General features: G+C 65.6%; 15 protein-coding genes. 5 read left to right on the top strand and 10 right to left on the bottom strand.

Going from position 1 to position 21807, the window contains the following annotated elements:
• Positions 1-344: 344 nt before the first annotated feature.
• Positions 345-1196, top strand: a complete 852-nt coding sequence (locus IVA96_RS08365) for a caspase family protein (RefSeq protein ID WP_247279738.1) — start codon at positions 345-347, stop codon at positions 1194-1196.
• A 184-nt stretch (positions 1197-1380) separates the two neighbouring features.
• Here IVA96_RS08365 and IVA96_RS08360 read toward each other — a convergent pair whose 3' ends face one another.
• The 3 genes from IVA96_RS08360 to IVA96_RS08350 form a co-directional block, all read right to left on the bottom strand.
• Positions 1381-2274: an HlyD family efflux transporter periplasmic adaptor subunit gene (locus tag IVA96_RS08360; protein ID WP_247278646.1), complete on the bottom strand. Its 894-nt coding sequence runs from the start codon at positions 2272-2274 to the stop codon at positions 1381-1383.
• Between the two features lie 372 nt (positions 2275-2646).
• Positions 2647-3771 carry a lactonase family protein gene (locus IVA96_RS08355; RefSeq protein ID WP_247278647.1) on the bottom strand — a complete coding sequence of 375 codons (1125 nt, stop codon included), beginning with the start codon at positions 3769-3771 and terminating at the stop codon, positions 2647-2649.
• Between the two features lie 125 nt (positions 3772-3896).
• The gene (locus tag IVA96_RS08350; RefSeq protein WP_247416793.1) at positions 3897-4298 is read right to left on the bottom strand and encodes a hypothetical protein; all 402 of its coding nucleotides are present in this window, start codon (positions 4296-4298) and stop codon (positions 3897-3899) included.
• Between the two features lie 120 nt (positions 4299-4418).
• On the opposite strand from IVA96_RS08350, the gene IVA96_RS35575 reads away from it, so the two are divergent.
• Positions 4419-4541 (top strand): hypothetical protein, encoded by a 123-nt coding sequence (locus IVA96_RS35575; RefSeq protein WP_346015472.1) that lies wholly within the window; start codon positions 4419-4421, stop codon positions 4539-4541.
• Between the two features lie 256 nt (positions 4542-4797).
• Here IVA96_RS35575 and IVA96_RS08345 read toward each other — a convergent pair whose 3' ends face one another.
• Positions 4798-7461: an EAL domain-containing protein gene (locus IVA96_RS08345; RefSeq protein WP_247278650.1), complete on the bottom strand. Its 2664-nt coding sequence runs from the start codon at positions 7459-7461 to the stop codon at positions 4798-4800.
• A 219-nt stretch (positions 7462-7680) separates the two neighbouring features.
• Between IVA96_RS08345 and IVA96_RS08340 the strand changes: the two genes are divergently transcribed.
• Together IVA96_RS08340 and IVA96_RS08335 are read left to right on the top strand one after the other, a co-directional pair.
• Positions 7681-8724 (top strand): LysM peptidoglycan-binding domain-containing protein, encoded by a 1044-nt coding sequence (locus tag IVA96_RS08340; RefSeq protein WP_247278651.1) that lies wholly within the window; start codon positions 7681-7683, stop codon positions 8722-8724.
• 354 nt (positions 8725-9078) lie between these two features.
• Positions 9079-10335 (top strand): Spy/CpxP family protein refolding chaperone, encoded by a 1257-nt coding sequence (locus tag IVA96_RS08335; protein ID WP_247416817.1) that lies wholly within the window; start codon positions 9079-9081, stop codon positions 10333-10335.
• Between the two features lie 168 nt (positions 10336-10503).
• Here the strand turns inward: IVA96_RS08335 and IVA96_RS08330 are convergent, their stop codons facing one another.
• Positions 10504-12951: an adenylate/guanylate cyclase domain-containing protein gene (locus IVA96_RS08330; RefSeq protein WP_247416790.1), complete on the bottom strand. Its 2448-nt coding sequence runs from the start codon at positions 12949-12951 to the stop codon at positions 10504-10506.
• Between the two features lie 219 nt (positions 12952-13170).
• On the bottom strand, positions 13171-15222 hold the full coding sequence (locus tag IVA96_RS08325; protein WP_247416788.1) for an AsmA family protein: 2052 nt from the start codon (positions 15220-15222) through the stop codon (positions 13171-13173).
• Positions 15223-15455: 233 nt separating this feature from the next.
• On the opposite strand from IVA96_RS08325, the gene IVA96_RS08320 reads away from it, so the two are divergent.
• A complete protein-coding gene (locus IVA96_RS08320) occupies positions 15456-16130 on the top strand; it encodes a Crp/Fnr family transcriptional regulator (protein WP_247278655.1) in 675 nt (224 codons plus the stop codon).
• 364 nt (positions 16131-16494) lie between these two features.
• Here IVA96_RS08320 and IVA96_RS08315 read toward each other — a convergent pair whose 3' ends face one another.
• The 4 genes from IVA96_RS08315 to IVA96_RS08300 form a co-directional block, all read right to left on the bottom strand.
• Entirely contained in the window at positions 16495-16734 is a 240-nt protein-coding gene (locus IVA96_RS08315) for a DUF433 domain-containing protein (RefSeq protein WP_247278656.1), read from the bottom strand.
• A 65-nt stretch (positions 16735-16799) separates the two neighbouring features.
• The gene (locus tag IVA96_RS08310) at positions 16800-19949 is read right to left on the bottom strand and encodes an efflux RND transporter permease subunit (protein ID WP_247278657.1); all 3150 of its coding nucleotides are present in this window, start codon (positions 19947-19949) and stop codon (positions 16800-16802) included.
• Positions 19949-20878 (bottom strand): efflux RND transporter periplasmic adaptor subunit, encoded by a 930-nt coding sequence (locus tag IVA96_RS08305; RefSeq protein ID WP_247278658.1) that lies wholly within the window; start codon positions 20876-20878, stop codon positions 19949-19951. Before IVA96_RS08305 ends, IVA96_RS08310 begins: the two co-directional genes overlap by 1 nt.
• Positions 20879-21036: 158 nt before the next feature.
• Positions 21037-21708, bottom strand: coding sequence for an OmpA family protein (locus tag IVA96_RS08300; protein ID WP_247278659.1), 672 nt, complete (start codon positions 21706-21708; stop codon positions 21037-21039).
• Positions 21709-21807: the final 99 nt, after the last annotated feature.

Below are 21807 nucleotides of genomic sequence, written 5' to 3'. Positions count from 1 at the left end.
GTTGAAAAAGCTACCCGGATTCGCAGGAAATACAAATGTGATGGGAGTCACAGAAAAAGCCGGGACGAAGGCTGCCTGATGCCGCCCCGGAAGGCTACGGGGAGCAAAAAATGGATAAATCCAGGTCGGAGGATTACTAACATCTTCAGCGACTTAGCTCGAATTTTGAGCAATCTATTGCCCGGGAGCCTATATGCGGTTAAAGGTTTGTTTGGTGCGGCGCCGCAAATTGCGCGCAATTCGGGGGCACATCCCCGGCCGATCCCTCAAACCTAAAGACGCTATCGCGCTACTCAAACAGTGTGCGCGCGCTTGGCTGGTCTTTGGCACAGGAACGAACCGAGATGAATGTAAGGCAGCTCGACCTCTCCAGACGCACGATTGCCGTCGCCGCCGCCCTCATCGGCACGGTGTCGCTCGTGATCGGCGCCCATGCTGCTCTCAACATGCGGGCGATCGATGCCGCCAAAGCCGTCTCGACCGACCAGATCACGGGCTCGATCGGCCAGGCCACGCATCTGGCGCTGGTCATCGGCAATGGACATTATCCTGACGCCAACGCGCCGCTGACGCAGTCGATCAACGACGCCCGCGCGCTCTCGTCGTCCCTGCGCAAGAACGGCTTTGACGTCGACATGGTGGAAGACGCAACCAAGGACGACATGGTCCGCGCCGTCAACCGCCTGAAGTCCCGGATCAATCGCGACAGCGTCGTCATGCTGTTCTTCGGCGGCTACGGCGTGCAGGCCGGCCGCGAGAGCTACATGCTGCCGATCGATGCCGTGATCTGGAAGGAAAGCGACGTCCGTCGCCATGGCGTCTCCATCGACGGCGTGCTCGAGATGATGAAGGAGCAGGGCGCCAAGGCCAAGCTCGTCGTCGTCGACGCCTCTCGCCGTAACCCTTACGAGCGCCGCTTCCGTTCCTACAGCCACGGCCTCGCGCCGATCAGCGCGGCCGACAACGCCTTGATCCTCTCCTCGGCCTCGCCCGGCAAGGTCGTCGACGACGGCAAGGGCGAGCACAGCGTGCTCGTCAGCGAGCTTCTCAACAACCTCAATGCGCAAGGTAGCAGCGCCGAAAGCGTCTTCAACAAGACCCGCGTCGCCATCTCCCGCGCCAGCGAAGGCGACCAGGTCCCGAGCATCTCGTCGTCATTGCTCGAGGACGTTCGTTTCGGCGAAGCCGGCGGCTAGTTTTTCTTACCCTCCCCTGGAGGGGGAGGGTCGACCGCGCGCAGCGCGAGCGGGTGGGGTGATCTCTCCCCACGAACAGTGCCCGTGCCGAGAGATCACCCCACCCCGCTTCGCATTTCGCTACGCTGCATGCGAAGCGACCTCCCCCTCTAGGGGAGGGTGAAGCATCGCGCTTCTTCAATCTCTACTTCGCCGCTTCGGCGCTCGCCATCACCGGGCGCACCGGATCGCCCTCGCGCAGCAGCGCGCCGGCGCGGGCGACGACGACGTCGCCATCGTTGAGTCCGTCGCGGACCTCGATATTGCCGCCCGCCATCAATCCGATCTCGACGCGCTTGGTCTCGACGCGATTGCGGCGGATCACCTGCACCACGGTGCCGGCCGAGGAATATTGCACGGCCGTCAGCGGCACCGCGACGTTGCAGCTCTGCCCGGTCTTGATCAGCGCGCGGCCGCTCGCATTCAGCAACAGGCGCTTCTGCGAGGAGATGCCGATATAGACCATGCCCTGCTGGATGTTCGGCTCAACGGTCGGTCCGATGCGGCGAATCTTGCCATCGATGTCGCCGGCGCCGGCAATGCGCACGGTGGCCTGCTGGTTGACGGCGAGCTTGCGCATGTCGGTGGTCGCGACCATGCCGACCAGATCGTATTCGCTGCGCGCCACGATCGTGAACAGGGCCTCGCCTTTGGCCGAGGCGAAATTGCCGATCTGCGCGGTCGACGTGGCGATCACGCCCGCCACCGGCGCGGTGACCTGAAGCGTGCCGCCTTCCGGCAGCGCCAGCCGCGCCAGCACCTGGCCGGCGGTGGTGGTCTGGCCGGCTTCCGCCAGCACCTCGGTCACTTTCAGGCCCGGACGTTCGGGCCGCACCGACGTTTCCTCGCGCGCAATGATCGTGCCGGTGGCTTCGACGATGTCGGAGAAGCAGGATTTCGCGACCTTCAGCACCGTGACTGCTGGCCCCTTGGGGGCATCGTCCTCGGCGGCTCCGGCCGGATATTGGCCGAGAGCGAACACTCCGGCGATGGCTGCGGGAAACAGGCTTCGGGCAACGGCACGGGGCAAATGACGCATCGAAAATTCCATGGGGTTCAAGCCCTTCAATCGATAGCAGATGGCAACGGGCCGGACTACGGCAGCGTTGTCCCACGGCGGGACGCCACGCCTGCGCGGGCCGCCGCGGCAAGTCCTTGATTAGTCGCGGGATTGGCGATCAGGTTCGCTCCCGCCGGATGGGGCAGGTCGCAGTGCAGGACCGGCCGTCAGCTCCGGCGATCGCCGACCGTCATGCCGGTGGAGCGGTCGAGCAGATGATCGTCGCCAAGCCGATACTGCACGTTCAAGCCGGTCCGGGGGCACTTGAAGACGATCTGACGGTCCATGCCCGGTGATATGAGGCAGGCTGCGCGAAACTACCGATGTTAGCGCAGGCCGGCCGCGCCTCCCTCACGGCAGGCTCAGAAACTCCACCCAGTTCGGCTTCTTGCCGGTGGGATAGGATTTCAGCTTGGCGAGCGCGCCGCTGCTCTGGTCGATCGCATAGACCGTCATGCCGTCGGAGAGTTCGCCGACCGCGGCGAGATAGCGCCCCGAGGGATCGACGTTGAAGCCGCGCGGCTGCTTCTCGGTCGGCACGCTGCCGATCGTGGTCAGCTTGCCGCTTGTTGCATCGACCTTGTAGGCGGTGAGCGTGTTCGTGGTGCGCTCTGAGGCGTAGAGGAAGCGCCCGTCCGGCGTGATGTGGATGTCGGCAGCCCAAGGCTTTCCGTTGAAGCCCTCGGGCAGCGCGGTGGTGCGCTGGGTCTCGGTCCAGGCGCCGTTCTTGGCCTCATAACTGAACGCCGCGACGTCGCCGTTCAGCTCGTGAATGAGATAGACGAACTTGCCGTTGGGGTGGAACACGAAGTGCCGCGGTCCCGATTTTTCCGGCACCTTGTGGGCAGGTGGATCGCTCGGCGTCAGCGTGCCGGTCGTGGCGTCGAACGCAAAGCTCAGCACCTGATCGGAGCCGAGATTGGTCGCGAACACGAAGCGATTGTCGGGCGAGGGCAGGAAGGCATGCGCGTTCAGCCCGGTCGGGATTATCTGCTTCGGCTCGCCGGCGACGCCGTTTGCGCCAAGCGGATTGAGCGCGACCTTGTTGCCGCCATAGGAGGCGCTGAACAGGAATTTGCCGCTGCGATCGACGGCGATATGGGCCATGCTGTCGGCGAGCGGCCCGTTGCCCACATGACTGAGGCGGCCCGTCTTGGGATCGATCGCGAAGCTCACCGCAAGGTATGGCTGCGAGCGGATTCCGGCGATCAGCACGCGCTTGTCAGGCGTGATCGCCAGCGGCGTCGAGGAGCCCGGCTTTTCGATGCCGGTAAAAGCGGCCGTCTGCACCGGCGTCATCTCGCCGCTCTCGGCCATCTTGAACACGCTGACGTCGTTGCTGTCGGCGTCGCCGACATAGGCGAAGGTCTCGGCCATGCCGGCACGGACTCCAGGAATGAGGGCGAGAAAGGCGAGGGTGGTGGCGATCGCAGCGCGCGGCAGGCGCCGCGCGATACGTCGGGTCGGTCTCAACATGGTCTCCTCCTCAAAGCCGGTGCGGCATTGTCGTTTTGCCGTTGAGGATAGCGGGAGGCGCGCCGTCACACCAAATTCCAGTTGGGATTGATCGATGCCGAAATTGTATCGGTGGCTCAGGATGGCTACCGCACCGCCGCCGTCACGCTGCGGGAGGGCAAATGCGGGCCGGGCGGGCGATTCGGCGGCCCGAGCACGGTCCATACGGTGACCGCAAGCAGCCCGCAGGTCAGGATGGTCCAGGCGATCAGTCGTCTCCGCATCAGCCCTAATCCATCGGTCGAAATCGCGATGCCCCCGGGGCAACGATCGTGCACCGCAAACCGCGGCGATCCTATGACCTCGTTCACAGGCGAACCAATGCCGCCCCAGCGCATTGAAGCATTATGCCCCGTGAAAACGATCTCGAAGGCGAGCCCGACATGGGCGGCAAGCATGGCGGCCAGAAAGGCCAGCCCAAGCTGCCGCCGCGTCCGCTTGAGGGCGAGCGCGACGAGGACGTCGTGGCAAAGCGCCACACCGGTCAAACCGGTCGCAGCTCCCCGCCGACCAAACAAAAATAGCGCCGCATGCGCACCGGGAACGGCAGCCTCGCCTTGCCGTTATCCTGATCCCCGGGCGGAGGAGATCGAAACGGAGGCTGGCACGTGTTTTGGATCTATTGGGACACCGCCTGGTCGCTGATCATCAGCGGCATCATGTTCGCCACCATCGTCGCCCATCCCGACGCCGAGATCGCCGAAGTCCGTGCCGCAAAAGGCCTGATGTGAGCTTTCGTCCCTCCGCGACGTCATCCTGCATGCTGCGCGAAAAAGCCCGATGAGATCGGGATGTGATCGTCACTGCGCGTCCATTCATCTTCGAGCATGATGCTGACACCGGCGCACACTCGCTTTCGGAACACGCTTCGTCATTCTCGCTCCCTGATCGAGTCCAGCTTCAAATCAATCGTCGGCACTTGTACGGACCGGTGCGTTCTATGGCTGCGCGGACATCGCGGATGGAGCGGCCGTAATGAGCGCGCCGCTAAGCCGCCGCGGCCTGTGCCGACAAGAGCTGCTTCAGTTTCGCCGCCGGCACGGCCGGGCTGAACAGCCAGCCCTGCATCTGGCTGCATCCGAGCTGACGCAGCACCTCGCGCTGGGCCTCGGTCTCGACGCCTTCGGCCGTCGTCGCCATGTGCCGCGCGGCGGCCATGTGCACCACCGCCTGCACGATCGGGGAGGAATCATCAGGCTCGCCGATGTCGCTGATGAAGCTGCGGTCGATCTTGATCTTGTCGAACGGGAAGCGGTGCAGATAGCTCAGTGACGAATAGCCGGTGCCGAAATCGTCGAGCGCGATGCGCACGCCGAGCTCGCGCAGCTGCTGGAGGATCGTCAGCGCCTCCTCGTCGTCGCGGATCAGCACGGTCTCGGTGATCTCAAGCTCGAGCCGTCCCGGTGCCAGCCCCGATTCCGCGAGCGCCGCGGCGATCTTGAGCGCCAGCGTCCGCGATCGGAACTGCACCGGCGAGACATTCACCGCGATGTGGATCTGGCCGGGCCAGCTCGCGGCCTCGGTACAGGCCTGCTTCAGCACCCATTCGCCGATCTCGCTGATCAGGCCGGTGTCTTCGGCGACCGGGATGAAGTCCGCCGGCGAAACCATGCCGCGCTCGGGATGGCGCCAGCGCAGCAGCGCCTCGCAGCCGGTGACGACATTGGCCGCGAGGTCGACCAGCGGCTGGTAGTGCACCTCGAACTCGCCGCGCGCAAGCGCCTGGCGCAGATCGAGCTCGAGCTGCCGGCGCTGCCGCGCCTTGGCGTCGTATTCGGGCGAGAAGATGCGAAAGGTGCGGCGCCCTTCCGACTTCGCCGCATACATCGCAAGATCGGCGCGCTTGAGCAGGTCGTCGATATTGTCGCCGTGATCGGGCGCGATCGCGATGCCGATGCTGGCGTCGGTCGGGATTTCCTGGCCCTTGCAATTGACGGGCGCTCGCAGCGCATTCAAGATCGTTTCCGCCAACGCGGCCAGCTGAGCCTGATCGTTGGTGCCGGCCTTGATGATCGCGAATTCGTCGCCGCCGAGCCGTGCGACCATGTCGTTGCCGCTGACGCAGGCGCGCAGGCGGCTTGCGACCTGGCGCAGCAGCTCGTCGCCGACCTCATGTCCCAGCGAATCGTTGACGCCCTTGAACTCGTCGACATCGATATAGAGGATCGCGAACGGCTTGCCCTGGCCGAGCTCGGCGACGCGGCGCTCCAGATGGCCGCGCATCAGCACGCGGTTGGGCAGGTCGGTCAGCGCGTCGTAATGCGCCATATGCGCAATGCGCTCGTCGGCGCGGATGCGCTCGGTGACGTCGTCATGGGTCGCGAGCCAGCCGCCGGCCGCGCCCGGCTGGTTCTTGATCTCGATCAGGCGGCCGTCGGCGGTCTCGACGATGGCGCTCTGGGTGCGCCCGATATGGCTCAGGATATCGTCGCAATAGGACTCAACGTCGCCGTGGAACGAGCCGGTGTGGTGGCGATGCCGGATCACGTCGCGGAAATGGACGCCTGGCTTCACCACGTCGGCGGATAGCGCGTACATTTCGATATAGCGCCGGTTGCAGACGATCAGCCGCTCGTCCTGATCGAACATCAACAGGCCCTGCGTCATGGTGTTCATCGCGGTGTCGAGTCGTTGCTTCTCCAGCGAGAGCCGGTGCGTCACCTGGCGGAAGATCAGATAGAGCGTCAGCACGAGCAGGCCGATCGACAGCACGGCCACCATGACGAAGAATTTCGTCTGCGTGCGCCAGGTGGCCAGCGTTGCATCCAGCGACTTGGTCGCGACCACGACCAGCGGCTCACCGGTGAGGAGGCGCGCGGCGACGATGCGGTCCTTGCCGTCGATCGGGCTTGCGAGCTGGGTGGTGACGAAGGTGCGCTCGAACACCGCCATCTGCTCGGGCGTGCCCTTGCGGAAGTTCTGCCCGATCATGTCATCGACATGCGGGATGCGTGCGAGCAGCTGGCCGTTCTGGTGGTGCATCGCAATCGAGGATTCCTCGCCGAGCCCGGTCGAGGCGAAGAAGGATTCGAGCTGCTCCGGCGCGATCGCGCGCGAGACCAGCCCAAGGAATTCGCCGTGCGGGCCGGAGACGCGCCGCGCGAACACGATCGCCGGCCCGTTGCCGAGCCGGCCCCGTACGATCTCGATCTCTTCCTGCGCGGCCGGATCGTTCTTGAGGCGATTGAAATAGCCGCGGTCGGCCACCGAAATCGCGGCAACCGGCCAGCGCCGCGATGAATTGATCAGCACACCCTCGGAATCGAACACATTGGCGCCGGCGACGTCAGACCAGCCGCTGGCCTTTGCGCGCAGCACCTCGTGCACGGCGAGCGTGCCCATCTCGCTGCGAAAGACCTCAGCGGATTCGATGCCATGACTTTCGAGCTCGGCGATGATGCTCTTCTGGAGCACCGCAAAGTCCTCGAACTCACGGTCGAAATGCCGGGCGAGCATGCGGACGGAGTTTTGCAGGCTCTCGCGGCCGCTCTCGATTGCATTCTGCCGAAAGCGGTCGACGGTGAGCGCGGTGCCGACGGCGGTCGCGGCCATCAGCACGAAGCCGCCGACGATCAGCCATGTCAGCGGTGCCCCGCGCCAACGGCGCAGCAACGCGCGCATCCGCGCGGTCGATCCAATCGATGTGCCCATCCAGCCCTCCCGTGGAACGCAAGATGCAGCAAAACCGCCAAGACCCCGTTACCAGCGAGGGTTAGGGAAGGATGAATTGGAACGCGCGGGCTGGCGCGGTTCATCCGGGGCGCGCCTGAACGGAGGCTTGTCATCCCAAGCTTGCTGCCGCAGCCAAATCGGCGCAATTTGCCGCGTCCGCTGATTTGCGACCCAGGTTCTGACTAAGGTTCATTTTCGATGATCACCGCATCCAAGGCCTTCATTGCATTCTGTCTGCTCGCGGTGGGCGGTACCGCGGTGGTGATCGGCCCCACCGACCTGCGTCGCCTGCTGCTGACGGGCGAGGCGAAGACCGAAGTCGCCGCCAAGCCGGAGGCAAAGGTCGAACCCAGACCGGAACTCAAACAGGATCCCAAGTCGGAAGAGCCGAAGCTTGCCGCCAGCGCGCCGGCCGCAACCGTCTCGCCGGTGCCCGAGCCGAAGGTGGGTGCGTTGGCCGAGACGCAGAAACAGGTCGCGGCGCTGGCCGATCTCGCGCCGGTCAAGCCGCCGGCGGCTGCGACCGATGCGGGCCCCCGTTTCGACGTTGCGCGGATCGACGATCATGGCGAAGCCGCGGTGATCGCCGGCCGGGCCACACCGGGTGCGAAGGTCGAGCTCTTGCGCGACGGCAAGCCGCTCGATTCGGTCGTGGCCGATGCGTCGGGGCAGTTCGTGATGACCCCGCCGCAGCTTCCTGCCGGTTCCTATGAGCTGACCCTGCGGGCGAAATCGACCGACGGGACCGTCACGCAATCCGCCCGCTCCATGCCGGTGACGATCGCCGAAGCCGCGCCGCCGCCCGCGCGCCCGGTACCGGCCGCGCGGCAGGAAGCGAAGCAAGAAGCGAAACAAGCGCCGAACCAGGCCGAGAAACCCGACGACAGGCCTGAAGTCGTGGCCTCCTTGCCCTCGGCGGCGCCACGCCTGGCCTCGGCACCCGACGGGCCCGCGGCTCGGCCCAGATTGACTGGCGCGCCGAAGCCGAAGGTCATGGCCCGCGCACCGGCGGCGACCGCAGTGGCATCGGCTTCGCCGGCGGACGCACTCAATGGTGCACCGGCGGAAGCGGGTGGCAGCCGCGTGATCTCCCGCGGCGATAGCCTGTGGGCGCTCAGCCGGCTTGCCTATGGTGACGGCGCCCGCTACGCCGTGATCTTCAACGCCAACCGCAGCAAGATCCATAATCCCAATTTGATCTATCCCGGCCAGACCGTCGTGATGCCGCCAAAGGCGCAGTGAGGCGGTTTTTCTTCTTTCTCTCTTCTCTGCGGCCATCTTTCGAGACGCCCCCTCAGGCGGGCCCTCAGGATGAGGACGATGAGCGCGGCAGCAGTTTCAACAGGCACCGATGCTGCCTAGCCTCATCCTGAGGAGACCGCGGAGCGGTCGTCTCGAAGGACGAGGCGTGCCCTCAGGCCCGGCCAAGCGCCATATGCGCGATAGTCCTGACGCAAGCGGGGAGCTGCCGCGACGCTTTGCCCGGTGCCGCTCCGGAACAATCGGTTCCCCCAGGCGTCATTGTGATGCGACGCAGTGCGCGCTTGGCGCTGGGAGGAGGCCGAGGTGGTCGGGTCAGCTTTCGTGTCCGGACGCATGGGACTGGCGTTGGCGGGCGCTGCCCTCATGTGTGTGGCAGTGCTGCTGCCTGACAAGGCCGAGGCCCAGTTCGGATTGCGCGGCGGTCCGCTCGGCGTTGCACGTTTTGCCGTCGGCCACATGATCGGCATGTCGCGCTTGCGCCATGCCCGCATGGCGGTGCGCGGTGGCCGATACCGTTCGGCCGCGCTGAGGTCGCAGGATCCCCGCGGCGCCGAGCGCGGCCAGCCTGCCAACCCTTACGTCCTGCGTGCGGCGCTCACGGCGCAGGCTGCGCTGTCGGGCTGGCAGGGCGGTCGCCGTCCGCAGGGATGGTGGCGCCATCCCGACGGCAGCTATGGCTGGGTCGGCCCGGTGTTCTGGCCGTTCGCGCATGATGATCTCACCACCGCGATCATCTTCGGCGACACCACCAGCCTCTCGCTCTATGGCTATGGCGACATCTATGCGGCGATCTTCGCGCCCTACGTCGCCACCGAACTTGCTGCCTACATCGCGCCGCAAGGCCGGCGCGCTCGGCGAATTCCGTCCGCGGAGACTCTTTGCGAAGCCAGCGACGCCGGCGGTCTCCCCGTCGAGCGGGTCACCGCCGCCGTGGCGCCGAACGAATCGCAGCGCACCGCGCTCGACGAGCTCGCATCCGCCTGGGCCGCTGCGCGCGACACCATCCGTGCCGCCTGCCCGACGCAGGCCCCGGCCACGGCCGCCGAGCGCCTCGGCCTGATGAGTGAGCGGCTCCAGGCCATGATCAAGGCCATTGACGCGGTCGCGCCGCCGCTTTCGAAATTCGTCGGTCTCCTCAATGACGACCAGAAGGCAAGACTCAATGCGCTCGCCAATGAGCGTCGCGCCGCGCTTGCCGCGGCTCTGCCCAAGGACGCGCAGGCGGCCGCCGCCTGCAAGCCGGACTATGATCCTCGCTATGACGAAAAGGCGCAGCGCCAATACGAGCAGCTCGTGCAGCAGCAATGGCCCGTTGCCGAGATTGCTTCCACGCTCAAGCTCGACGAGATCGCCCGCGCCCGCCTTGACGTGCTCCAGGACACCACTCTGCGCACCGTGGAGACACTGAGCGCCTGCCCGGCGGAGGCCGCCGCGACACCGCAGGCCCGCCTCGCCGCCGTGAAGGCGCGGCTGGAGACAATGCTGCAAGCGGTCGGCGGCGTCAGCGATGCACTCGACGATTTCGAGGCGGATCTGAGCGACGAGCAGAAGGCCGGCTTCGAGGCGATCGGGCCGAAGCGGGGGGCGTGAGCGCAGAAGGGATGTGGTTCGCGGGAGGGTCGGAGAGATGATGTCTTTCTCCCAGTGTTTTGCCCGACGTGTCAAACCACGCCACCACCCGCGCGAGGCCCTCGTAAGTCATTGATCTTGCAGCCCCCGCCTACTGTGCATGGGGTTGTTTTCGCACTTTTGTCTTGGCTACCCTCGCCGCCGCACCGCGGCCGCATCCACCACGTTCTCCACCTCCTCGCGCCAGGACAAGATTTCCATCGCGAGCACGGGGTGATTGAAGCCCTTGAGATGGAGATCGTCGAGGGCGCGGGCTTCGACCCACGGTTCGACCATGCCGTAGACGCGGCGGCTCACCACGATCTGGTTGGGCTTAGCCTCGCCGCAGAGGCGGGAGGCGAGGTTGGTGACGCTGCCGATCGCGGCATATTCCAGCCGCTGCTCAAAGCCGACTTGGCCGAGCGTCGCATAGCCGAGCGCAATGCCGATGCCGAAGCCGAGGCTATGGCCGCGGTTGCGCCAGCGCTCGGTCAGCGGGCCGATCGTGTCGCGCATCTCCACCGCCATCTTCACGGCGCGCTTCGTGTGGTCCTCGAATTGAATCGGCGCATTGAACAGGATCATGACACCGTCGCCGGCATATTTGTCGAGCGTGCCCTCATACTTGAAGATCAGCTTGCCGAGCGCGGCGTGATATTCGCGCAGCACGTTCATCGCCTCTTCCGGCTCGGTTGCTTCCGTGAACGCGGTGAAGCCGCGCAGGTCGCAGAACACCACGGTCACCTCGCGGCGCTGGCTGGTGAGCAGCCCCTCAGGGCTGTCCGAGGAGGCGATCAGCTGGGCGACCTGCGGCGCCAGGAAACGCTCGAGCTTGCGGATGCGCTCGATCTCGCCGAGCTGGGTCTTGACCCGAGCCTCCAGCGACTTGTTCCAGTCCTTGAGCTGCTCGGTCTGCTCGCGCAGCTTGTCGGCCTGGGCGCGCACGGTCTCGTTCGCCGCCTCCAGCGCGCGGCTCTTGTGATCGACCTCGGTGAACAGCCGCGCATTGCGCATCGCCAGCACCGCCTGGTTGGCAAAGGTGCGCATCAGGCCGATGATGCTGGGGGCGAATTCGCCGCTGGCACGGCGCAGCACGACCAGCGAACCGAGCGTGCCCTGCTGGTCGACCAGCGGCACCACCAGCACCGAATGGAAGCCGGCATTGACGGCGACGTCGCGCAACGGCTGCTCGAAAGCATGGTCGAGATCGGCCAGCGCAATCGGCTCGCCGGTCATCGCCGCATCGCTCAGGATGTTCTCGCCCTCGTCGATGGTGAGGTGGGCACCGTCGGCCGATTTGCCGATGCCATTGGCCTCGACCAGGCTGAAGCGGCGCTCATCCGCGTCATAGCCGTAGATCAGCACGGCATCGGCACGGGTGATCTCGATCGCGCGGGCGGCGATCGTCGGCAGCACGGCATCGAGATCGAGCGAGGAGGCGACCGCGCGGCCGACCTCTTCCAGCACCTTGAGCTCGTGGATCGACTGCGCGAGATCACGGGTGCGCTCCTCGACCTTGGTCTCCAGGTTCGAATAGGTCTCCTGGATCTGATCGGCCATGCGGTTGAACTGGCTTGCGAGGTCTTCCAGCTCGTCCGAGGTGCGCACATCGATGCGATGACTGAAATCCCCCTCGCCGAGCTTGTGGGCGCCGTCGCGCAGCGCCGTGATCGGGATGATCATGCGGCGGGCGAGCAGCGTGCCGGCGAGGATCGCGACCATCAGGCCCATGCCGATCAGGAGCGCGATGCGCACGAGCTGGTCGCGGATCGGCATCAAGGCCTGCGTGGCCGGCTGCTCGAACAATACGCTCCAGCCGAGCTTCGGCACCGTGCTCGCGGCGCTCATCACCGCATGGCCGTTGAAGTCGGTGCCCGACGTGTCCGGCTCGCCGCCGGGCGCGATCGCGGCCGCGACCTGCGGCAGCTTCGACAGATCCTTGCCGACATCGGGCCCTCTAGAGGACGTCGCCAGCACGCGGCCACGCGGGTCGACCACATAGGCAAAGGCGGCCTTGCCGACCTGGGCGTCGGACAGGAGCTCGGAGAGGAAGCTGAGATCGATCTCGGCGACAGTGACGCCGGCGTTGAAGCCGGAATGCGCCACCGAGATCGACATGTAAGGGGTTCGGTCGGCGAACCAGGCCGGCGCGTAGCTGACGCCGCGGGCGACGGTGTCGGTGAAGCGCATGTCGCGGGAGAGGTCGGCATTGCTCCCCGTCGTGGTCGACTGGCGCGAGACGCGCAGCACCTCGCGGCCCTCGCCGTTGAGCTGGAACAGTTGGCTGACGACCGAGACCTGGTGCAGGAGCGACGCGTAGTCGGCACGGCGCTTCTCGAGCGTATCCTGGCTCGCCCGCGTCACCCAGCTGATCTGGCGCTCGAGCTCCGAGATCGACTGCTCGACCCGCCGGGCAGCGCCTTGCGCCTTGTCCTCCAACCCGTCGATCAGCGACGTCCTGGTGGCGCGGTAGGAGATCCAGGTCTCCATCGCGCCGTTGACGGCGAGCACGAACACGACGAGGCCGACGAGGGAGACAACGTATTTGGCGAACAGGCCCTCGCGTAAAAACCGTGTCTTGTCGTTCGCTCCTGCCATCCCGATCCTCTCGCGCCGCCATTGACGCTGCGCGCTACGGGCCGCACCGGCCCTGGCAGCCTTCTACCACAATTCGGGCCAAGGATTGCCAAGGGGCCCGACCGAGCCGCCGTTGTGGTTACCCGCTGTGGGCGCCGGGACAGGTGGAAAGGCAGCGCGTGGAAAGGGGTGAATTGCAGCGGCTTCCTCGCTGTGGAGCCCAGTGCGCGGGTCCGCCAATCATCGATTGAAGAGCTGCCGCAGCACGTCGTTCATTGGCTGACTGTCCTGCTGTACCACCGGCGGGTCCTCCAGGGCGGGGGCGGCAGGCGAGGCCTGTGGCGCAGGCGTGGGTGGCGGCGCCGGCAGGCTGCGGCTGCGGCCGGTGCCAGCGCCGGCCCCGGCGCCGCTGGAAAGCCCCTGCTGGATCAGATTGCCGATGGCTTCGCCCAGGGGACCGCCGAGCAGATTGTTCTGTCCCGGCTGCGAACCTTGTGGATTGGCATTGCTGGTCGCGTTGCCACCGCCCGGTGCAGTGCCGCCCAACCCCAGGCCGCCCAGGATATTGCCAAGCCCAGCGCCATCGGGGCCGAACAGGCCCTTGCCCATCTCGCGCAGCTTGGCATAGGCGGCATCCGGATTGTCGAGCACGCCGGCCATGTCGGGATAGATCCGCGGCTGCGACCAGGTGCCCTGGATCATCACGGGGATGCCGAAGCCGACCGGATCGGAGGTACGGCCCTGACCCTCGGTCGTCATCATGAGCTTGGGCTCGACGCGGAAGCCCATCATCTTGGTGTCAAGGGCGATGGTGCCGGCGCCGGTGACGCGCACCAGCGGCCCGATCAGATTGAGATCGGTCGTCACCGCCTGGCCCTTGTCGATGCGGAAGGAGGCCGAGAGCTGCGACAGGTCCGTGCTCTGGTCCCGGCTGGGGTCCTGGTCTTGTTGCCAGCCGGACAGCGTGCCCGTGGTCAGCGAGCGGATCATCTGCGCAACGTTGATGCCGCGGATCGCGCCGTCCTGGAAATTGACGAAGGCCGTGCCCTGCATGTTCGCCATCAGCGCGCGCTGGCTGGTGCCGGCGCTGCGCAAAGCGAGCTTGGCCTGCAGCTTGCCGTCGATGCGGTCGAATTCGGCAAGCCCCTGGAGCAGCGGCAGCGCGCGCACGCCGACGAGGTCGGAATGCATGGCGAAGCTCGGCGCGCCGGTGGTCGCGTCCAGGATCATCTCGCCCGAGACCTGGCCGCCATAGGCGCCGAGATTGGCGGTGCCGGCCTTCAGCACACCGCCGGCGAGTTTTGCATCGAGCGCGAGCGGCGAAAGCCGCGCATCACCGATCACGGCTTCGTTCGCCGAGATCCTGACTTGCGCGTCGACATAATTAAGCCCGGAGACGTCGATCGGCGCACTGCTCCAGGGCTGCCCGGCCGCGCCCTCCGGCGATTTCGCCAGCGGAATCGCGAGCCGCTGGAAGTCGAGATCGACCTTGACCAGCGGCTTGCTCGCGATGTCGACCGAAGCCCAGCCGTTGAAGGGGCTGTCGCCGAGCCTGCCGTTCAGGCCGTTGATCATCACGATGTCGCCGCTCAGCCGGATCTCGGCGTGACCTGCGAGCTGGGACTTCAGCACGTCAGGCATGTCGATGGCGAAGTCGACCGGGATCGTCGGCCGGTCGCCCGCCGCCGTCGGCGTGGTCCCCTTGATGTCGAACTTGGTCGGATGTTCGCCGACGCGCGCGGTGCCGGTGATGTTGACTTTGCGATCGCCACCAACGATCGCCTCGGCGTTGATGGCGCTGATGCGGCCCTCGACGCGATCGCGCACGCGCGCGAATGCAATCTCGCCATCGGTGATCTTGACGCGATCGATGGTCGCGCCATTCGTGTCGAGCGCGAGCGGCTTCGACGCGGTGCCGGCATTCGGCAGGCGCTCACGCAGCAGCGGCTGGTAAAGCACGGGATGGGTGACGACGAGCTCGCTGATCTCAGGCTGGCCCGACCACACGCTGGAGAGCGACATGTCGGCCTGCACGCTGTCGACCGTCAGGCGCGTGATGCCGCTGCGGTCCTTCGGGACTTGCAGCGTGAGGTCGCCCAGGGTGACGTTCAGCGTCGGCCACAGGCTGATCTTCGTGGTGCCGTCGATCGACAGGCGATAGCCGGTCGCGCTCTCGACCCGCGCGGCAATCGTCGAGGTCAGGAAGCCGGAGGGGATTCCGACCACCAGAAGGATTGCGATCACGATGATGACGGCGGCTATTGTCGCGCCGACGAACTTCATAGCTCTCATGTCGACTTCCCAGCGACGGACAATCGGCGGCGAACCCGGCAGATTACCGTCATTTGCACGTGAGTTTATCCCGGGACGGGAAGCGGCTCCAAGCGCGCAAAAATAGTCGGGAGGTGCTGCAAAGTTATGTGACTTATGCCACACTTCTCCGGCGCGGTTTTACGCCATCCTACGCTGATGGTTCCAAGCGATTTGCCAAAGTCATTCACGAGTAAATTGACAAGGACATTGAAATGAGCAAGCAGGCCGAATTTGCGGTCATCCTGAAGATGAACGCGATGTTCGCTGACCTCGGCGCGGACGAACTCCAGCGGCTGTCCGGTCTCTGCCACACCCAGCATCTGGCGAGCGGCGAGGTGCTGTTTCAGAAGGGCGATCCAGGAGACGCGCTGTTCGGCGTGCGCCGCGGCCAGGTCCGCATCGAGACCGGCGCCTCCGACGGCAGCCGGCTGACGCTGAACTTCATGGGGCCGGGCGACCTGTTCGGTGAGGTCGCGGTGCTGGACGGCCAGAGCCGCACGGCCGATGCGACCGCGGGCGAGGCGAGCGAATTGTTCGTGCTGCGGCGCGAGGATTTCCTCGGTTTCCTCGAGCGCGAGCCGAAGGTCGCGATCAAGATCATCGCGCTGCTCTGCCAGCGCATCCGCTGGCAGAGCGAGCGCATGGAGGAATCCATGCTGCAACCGCTGCCGGTCCGGCTGGCGCGGCGGCTCTGCGCGCTCGCCGCCGATTTCGGCTCGGAGGTGCACATCTCGCAGGAGCAGCTCGGCGTCTTCGTCGGCGCCGCCCGTGAAAGTGTCAACCGCCAGCTTCAGGCCTGGCGCAAGGAGGCAATCCTCGATCTCCAGCGCGGCCGGATATTGCTGAGGAACATGACAAAGCTGACCGCGATCGCACGGAACGAGTAGAATCAAGCGATCGGGAGTCTGCGCCGACGCACACGTTCCGGTTGATCGTGATGATGCTATCCTGGATTTCGTTCTCAGGCAGGGCAGATAAAACCTCCGCCAATCGGGCCCGGACGGCCGCTTCCGTCCAGTCGCCCCCTCGGAATAGAATGAGACTTGGGCTGTCACTTCCCGCAGTCGCGATCAGGCGAGGGCAGTCGAGATCCGCCGTGATGATCGTGCGATCCTCCTGTCTGGCACGATCGATGATCTCCACATCGCTTGCAGAATGAAAGCCTATCGCGGAAGCATGCACCGCATCATGCCCCATCTCTGTCAGCCAGTGCGACAAGTAAGGGCGAGAGGGGCATGTCGATGATGAATTTCACTTCGCCGTAACAGCGGGGTGCAGCTCGACGGATTCATCCTCGGCAAGGAAGGCCGCGTAGCGCAACGCTTCGTCGATGTCTCCACGTTCGAGATACGGGTAGTCGTTCAACACGGATTCACGTGTTTCGCCGGCAGCCAACAAGCCGAGCAGCCGTGCGACCGGAAATCGCATCCCGCGAATACAGGGCTTGCCGGTGCAGACCGCAGGATCGATCGTGATACGCGAGAAAGTCATGGGGCTAACATAGCGCCTGGAGGCGCCGTTCGCCAGTGTGCCGCCCTGGTTTGCTCGCCGGGATTTCACTCCGCCGCTGGGCGCGCGATGTTCTTCGGCGTCGGCGCCGCTTCCGCCGGCGCTGCTCCGTGATGACCGGGAGCCATCGCGTCCTCGCTGTGCACGATCAATCGCTTGGCGAAGCGCCAGATCAGTGCGCCGAAATCGTCCATCACCATGAACATCGCAGGCACGAACACCAGCGACAGGATGGTCGAGAAGATCAGGCCACCGATCACCGCGAGCGCCATCGGTGAGCGGAACTCGCCGCCGGCGCCGACCGCGAGCGCGCTCGGCATCATGCCCGCGGCCATTGCGATCGTGGTCATCACGATGGGGCGGGCGCGCTTCATGCCGGCGTCGATCATGGCCTCCTCGCGCGGCTTGCCGGTGCGAATGGCTTCGATGGCGAACTCCACCAGCATGATTGCGTTCTTGGTGACGATCCCCATCAGCATCAGGATGCCGATCCACACCGGGGTGGTGAGCTGCTTGCCGGTGACGAGCAAGGCGGCGATCGCACCGCCGATCGAGAGCGGCAGCGAGAACAGGATGGTAATCGGCTGGAGGAAAGTGCCGAACAGCAGCACCAGCACGGCGTAGACCATCATCAGGCCGGCCGTGATCGCGGTCGCAAAACCGTCGGACAGCTCGTTCAGGCTTTCGGCGTCGCCGGAGGGTGAGACTTTCACGCCTTTCGGCAGACTCTTCATCACCGGCAGGTCGTAGATCTTCTTGGTGGCATCGCCGAGCGCGGCGGAGCCGACGAGATCGGCCGCAACGGTCGCCTGCCGCTCGCGGTCGTAGCGGTTGATGCTGGTGGGGCCTTGGTCGAGCTTGACGTCGGCGATGACCGAGAGCGGCACGCCGCCCTTCTCGCCGTGCTCCCCGAGCGGGACACGGAGCTGCTCGAGCGTCTTCAGATTGCCGCGCGCGGCGTCTTCGAGCTGAACGCGGATCGGCACCAGGCGGTCGCCGACGTCGAACTTGGCGAGTGCAGGCCCGACGTCGCCGATGGTGGCGACGCGGATGGTCTGCGACAGGCTTTCGGTCGAGACGCCGAGCCGCGCGGCGAGATCGGCGCGCGGCTCGATGCGCAGCTCGGGTCGCTCCAGCGAGGTTTCCGAGATCACGTTGGAGATGGTGGGAATGCGCTTCATCTGCGTCGCAAGCTCGCTCGCGACGTTGTTGACGATGTTGGGATCCACACCGGTCACCACCAGCGAGATCGCGCGCAGGCCGTTCTCGTCGAGGAACCAGAAGCGGATGTCGGGAACGTTCTCCAGCTCCTGGCTGATCGAGAACTCGAGCTCGCGCTGGGTAATGTCGCGGCTGTCCTTGGGCGTGTAGTTGATGATCAGAGCGGCGCGCCGGACTTCCTGAGTGCCCGGCGGGACGCGCCCGCCGTCGACGAAGATGCTCTTCACCTCGGGCCGCTTGCGCAGCCGCGCGACGATGTCCTCGGTGACCTTTTCGGTGTAGGCGAGCTGAGTGCCAGGCGGCAGCTCGAGGGCAAGCAGCGAGCGGGCGCTGTCCTGCGCCGGCAGGAAGCCTTGCGGCAGCAGCGTGATGCTCCAGATCGAGGCGGCGAAGACGCCGAGCCCGATCAGCACCGTGATAAAATAGTGCTTCACCGACCAGGCCACGATCCCATGGTAGGACCGCAAGATGCGACCGGGCGGCGGCTCCACATGCGTGTGGTGCTTGAGAAAGTAGGCGGCTAGCACCGGGGTGACGAAGCGGGCCGCGAGCAGCGAGAAGAATACTTGGACCGAAACGGTAATGCCGAACTGCTTGAAGAACTGTCCGGCGATGCCCGACATGAAGCTCGCGGGTGCGAAGATCGCGATGATGGTCAGCGAGATCGCGATCACCGCGAGGCCGATCTCGTCGGCGGCCTCCAGCGCGGCACGGTAGGGCGACTTGCCCATGTTCATGTGCCGGACGATATTCTCGATCTCGACGATGGCGTCGTCGACCAGAATACCCGTCGACAGCGTGATGGCGAGAAAGCTGACGAGGTTCAGCGAGAAGCCGAGCAGGTCCATCGCCCAGAACGCCGGGAAGATCGACAACGGCAGCGAAATCGCGGCGATGATGGTCGCGCGCAGGTCGCGCAGGAACAGGAGCACAATGACGACGGCGAGGATGGCGCCTTCGAACAGGGTCGAGATCGCAGCGTGGTAATTGCCCTTGGTATATTCGACCGAGGTGTCGATCAGCTTCAGATCGACGTCGGGATAGGAGGCCTTCAGCGCGTCGATGCGCTTTTGCACGGCCTCGGCTACCTTCACGTCGCTGGCGCCCTTGGAGCGCTTGATGCCGAGCGCGACCACCGGCTCGCCGTTGAAGCGGGCGAAGGTGCGACGGTCGGCAATGGTGTCGGTGACGGTGCCAAGATCGTCGAGCCGGACCTCGCCGCCGCCGAACAGCGGGATCATTGTGCCGGCAAGATCGCCCAGCGTCTTGGCGCCGGCGAGCGTGCGGATGGCCTGGTCGTTCTTGCCGATCTCGGCGCGGCCGCCGGCGACGTCGACATTGGTGCCGCGCAGGCTCTGGCTGACATTGACCGCCGTCAGCCCCATCGCTTGCAATCGATCGGGGTCGAGCGAAACCAGGATCTCGCGCTCGACACCGCCGATGCGCTCGACCTGGGCGACGCCGCGCACACCCTGCAGCGCGCGCTTGACCACGTCGTCGACGAAATAGGAGAGCTGCTCGGGCGTCTTGCCGGGCGAGATCGCGGCATAGGTGACAATCGGCAGGCCGATGACGTCGACGCGCTGGATCAGCGGCTCAGTGACGTTCTGCGGCAGGTTGGAGCGCACGCGCGTCACCGCGTCCTTGACGTCGTTGAGCGCGCGGTCCGTGTTGGTCTCCAGCGCGAACTGGATCGTGGTGACCGACAGGCCGTCGGTGATCGAGGAGGTGATGTGCCGCACGCCCTCGACGCCGGAGACGGCGTCTTCAACCGTCTTGGTAACCTGGGATTCCAGCTCGGCAGGCGCAGCGCCGAATTGCGATACGGCGACCGAGATCACGGGAATGTCGGCCGACGGCAGCCGCGTCACCGCAAGCTTGGTGAAGGAGGTCCAGCCGAGGATCAGGAGGATGATCGAGAAGACGACCGACGGCAACGGATTGCGGATCGACCATGCCGAGATATTGAGAGCCATCAGCGTACCCGCGTGCGATCGAGTTCATCGGCGAACATGGTTTTGATCTGGTCGCCATCATGGAGCGAAGAGCCGGCGTCGGCGACAACGATTTCGCCGACCTCGAGCCCTTCCAGGATTTCCGTCGCGCTGTCGGACGATAGTCCGACCCGCACCTTGCGCGTCTCGACAATGTTGCCCTTGACGACTTGCACGGTGAGATGGTCGATCGCGGTCTTGGGAATCGAGACGCCGCAGCTTCGCTTGGCATCGATCGAGGCGCGGGCGAATACGCCGACCTTCAGCGAGGGATTGTTGGTGACGCTGATGCGGACGCGCCCGAGCTGGGTCGTGCGGTCGATTTCGGGCGCAACCAGCCGGACCCGGCCGATCAGATCGGGCGCGTCGTCGCGGCTGATGCGCACGGTCGCGCCGGAGCTGAGCTTGGGCATGTGAACCGCCGGGACCTGGGCGTCGAGCTCGATCTCGCTGTTGACGGCGATGCGGAACATCGGCCCGGCCTGCGGCGAGGCCGGCGCGCCGACGATGGTGCGGACCTCGGTGATGAGGCCCGGCGCGGGCGCCTTCAGCGAGATCGGGCCTTGCGGGCCGGGCCGCTGCGGTTGGCCCGGGATCTGCGGCGGCGCGGTCAGGCGGGCCAGTTCCTGATTATCGGTGACAACAGTGCCTTCGGTGACGAAGAGGTCCGTAACCCGAGAGCCTTCCTGGTCGGCCACGACCACGGCCTCGCGGCGCGGCACGAAGAAGCCGGTCACCCGCACGAGATCGGAGAAGCAGGCATTGGTCGACTTCGTCACGATGACGAGCGCCTCGCCCGGCGTTTCCTTCGCCTCAGGGCGATGCCGATGCTCAAACAGATAATAGCCGAGGCCGAGCGCCACGACGAACACCACCGTTCCCGCCGGCTTGAGATATTCGGAAAGGTTCATCGCCGGATCATCCTGGCCTGGCTCACGGCCGTCCGTACGAGGCCTATCGAGAGCGTTTCCCTGAAATAAAGTGGCGTCCCGCAAGGCTGCGGGACGCGCCCTGGAAGCGAGACGTTACACCACATCACGACTTGTCACTGCAAAGGATTGCGTCGTGCTTACTTGGATGCGGTGGTCTTGTTTTCCATGTTGACGACCTGCACGCGGCGGTTGACCTCCGCCATCGGCTGGTTCGGATCCTTCAGCTTGCTCTTGCCGTAGCCGACGGTGACGAGGTCGGTCGCGGAGATGCCGTACTTGTCGACGAGGTAGCGCTTAATCGAATCGGCGCGGCGCTCCGACAAGTCCTGGTTGTAGGCTTCGCCGCCTGCGGCATCGGTGTGACCGGCGACCACGAAGGTCGAGCCCTTGAGGTCGGGGCTCGTCAGCGCCCGGCCGAGCGCCTGCACGGACGGCATGGACTTGGCGCTGATATTGGCGGAGTTGTAGTCGAACGTGATCTCGAGATCGATGTTCGGCTTGTCCTTGGCGACCGAGGCGATTTCCTCGCGCTCGGTCGACGACAGCGAACGCGTCGAGCGGCCACGCACGGACTGGATCAGCTTGGTCTCCGCCGCGTTCGGCGCGGGATCGGCCTGCGGAGCGATCGAGAGGCCGCGCGTCAAAGGCTTCTTTGCCGGCGGCGCGAGCGCGCGGACGATCTCGTCCTCGGTGACGTTCTTGCTGTTGCTTTCGTCGCCCGCGACGGCGGGCGAAGCCGGCAGCGACAGAGCGGCGCCGATGGTGATGATGGACAGGATCGCGGTAAGTCCCTTTGCAGCCAATCTCATAGCAGTCCCTCCTGCGCGGCCAGCTCGCGCGTTTCCAAATTCCTGCAATAAGCCCTCGGGAAAGCCCCCTTGCGGCATCCGCCCATTAGTCTTCCCTGG

It is taken from the genome of Bradyrhizobium sp. 159, from assembly GCF_023073795.1.
Taxonomy (GTDB): Bacteria; Pseudomonadota; Alphaproteobacteria; order Rhizobiales; family Xanthobacteraceae; genus Bradyrhizobium.
The sequence above is the reverse complement of the archived record's forward strand: the minus strand, read 5'-3'. Positions and strand labels throughout refer to the sequence as shown.

What these genes read in the sequence shown, in the direction of transcription:
- IVA96_RS08365 (WP_247279738.1), top strand. Translation starts at nt 345, where the DNA reads ATGAATGTAAGGCAGCTCGACCTCTCCAGACGCACGATTGCCGTCGCC.
- IVA96_RS08360 (WP_247278646.1), bottom strand. Translation starts at nt 2,274, where the DNA reads ATGCGTCATTTGCCCCGTGCCGTTGCCCGAAGCCTGTTTCCCGCAGCC.
- IVA96_RS08355 (WP_247278647.1), bottom strand. Translation starts at nt 3,771, where the DNA reads ATGTTGAGACCGACCCGACGTATCGCGCGGCGCCTGCCGCGCGCTGCG.
- IVA96_RS08345 (WP_247278650.1), bottom strand. Translation starts at nt 7,461, where the DNA reads ATGGGCACATCGATTGGATCGACCGCGCGGATGCGCGCGTTGCTGCGC.
- IVA96_RS08340 (WP_247278651.1), top strand. Translation starts at nt 7,681, where the DNA reads ATGATCACCGCATCCAAGGCCTTCATTGCATTCTGTCTGCTCGCGGTG.
- IVA96_RS08335 (WP_247416817.1), top strand. Translation starts at nt 9,079, where the DNA reads ATGGGACTGGCGTTGGCGGGCGCTGCCCTCATGTGTGTGGCAGTGCTG.
- IVA96_RS08330 (WP_247416790.1), bottom strand. Translation starts at nt 12,951, where the DNA reads ATGGCAGGAGCGAACGACAAGACACGGTTTTTACGCGAGGGCCTGTTC.
- IVA96_RS08325 (WP_247416788.1), bottom strand. Translation starts at nt 15,222, where the DNA reads ATGAGAGCTATGAAGTTCGTCGGCGCGACAATAGCCGCCGTCATCATC.
- IVA96_RS08320 (WP_247278655.1), top strand. Translation starts at nt 15,456, where the DNA reads ATGAGCAAGCAGGCCGAATTTGCGGTCATCCTGAAGATGAACGCGATG.
- IVA96_RS08315 (WP_247278656.1), bottom strand. Translation starts at nt 16,734, where the DNA reads ATGACTTTCTCGCGTATCACGATCGATCCTGCGGTCTGCACCGGCAAG.
- IVA96_RS08310 (WP_247278657.1), bottom strand. Translation starts at nt 19,949, where the DNA reads ATGGCTCTCAATATCTCGGCATGGTCGATCCGCAATCCGTTGCCGTCG.
- IVA96_RS08305 (WP_247278658.1), bottom strand. Translation starts at nt 20,878, where the DNA reads ATGAACCTTTCCGAATATCTCAAGCCGGCGGGAACGGTGGTGTTCGTC.
- IVA96_RS08300 (WP_247278659.1), bottom strand. Translation starts at nt 21,708, where the DNA reads ATGAGATTGGCTGCAAAGGGACTTACCGCGATCCTGTCCATCATCACC.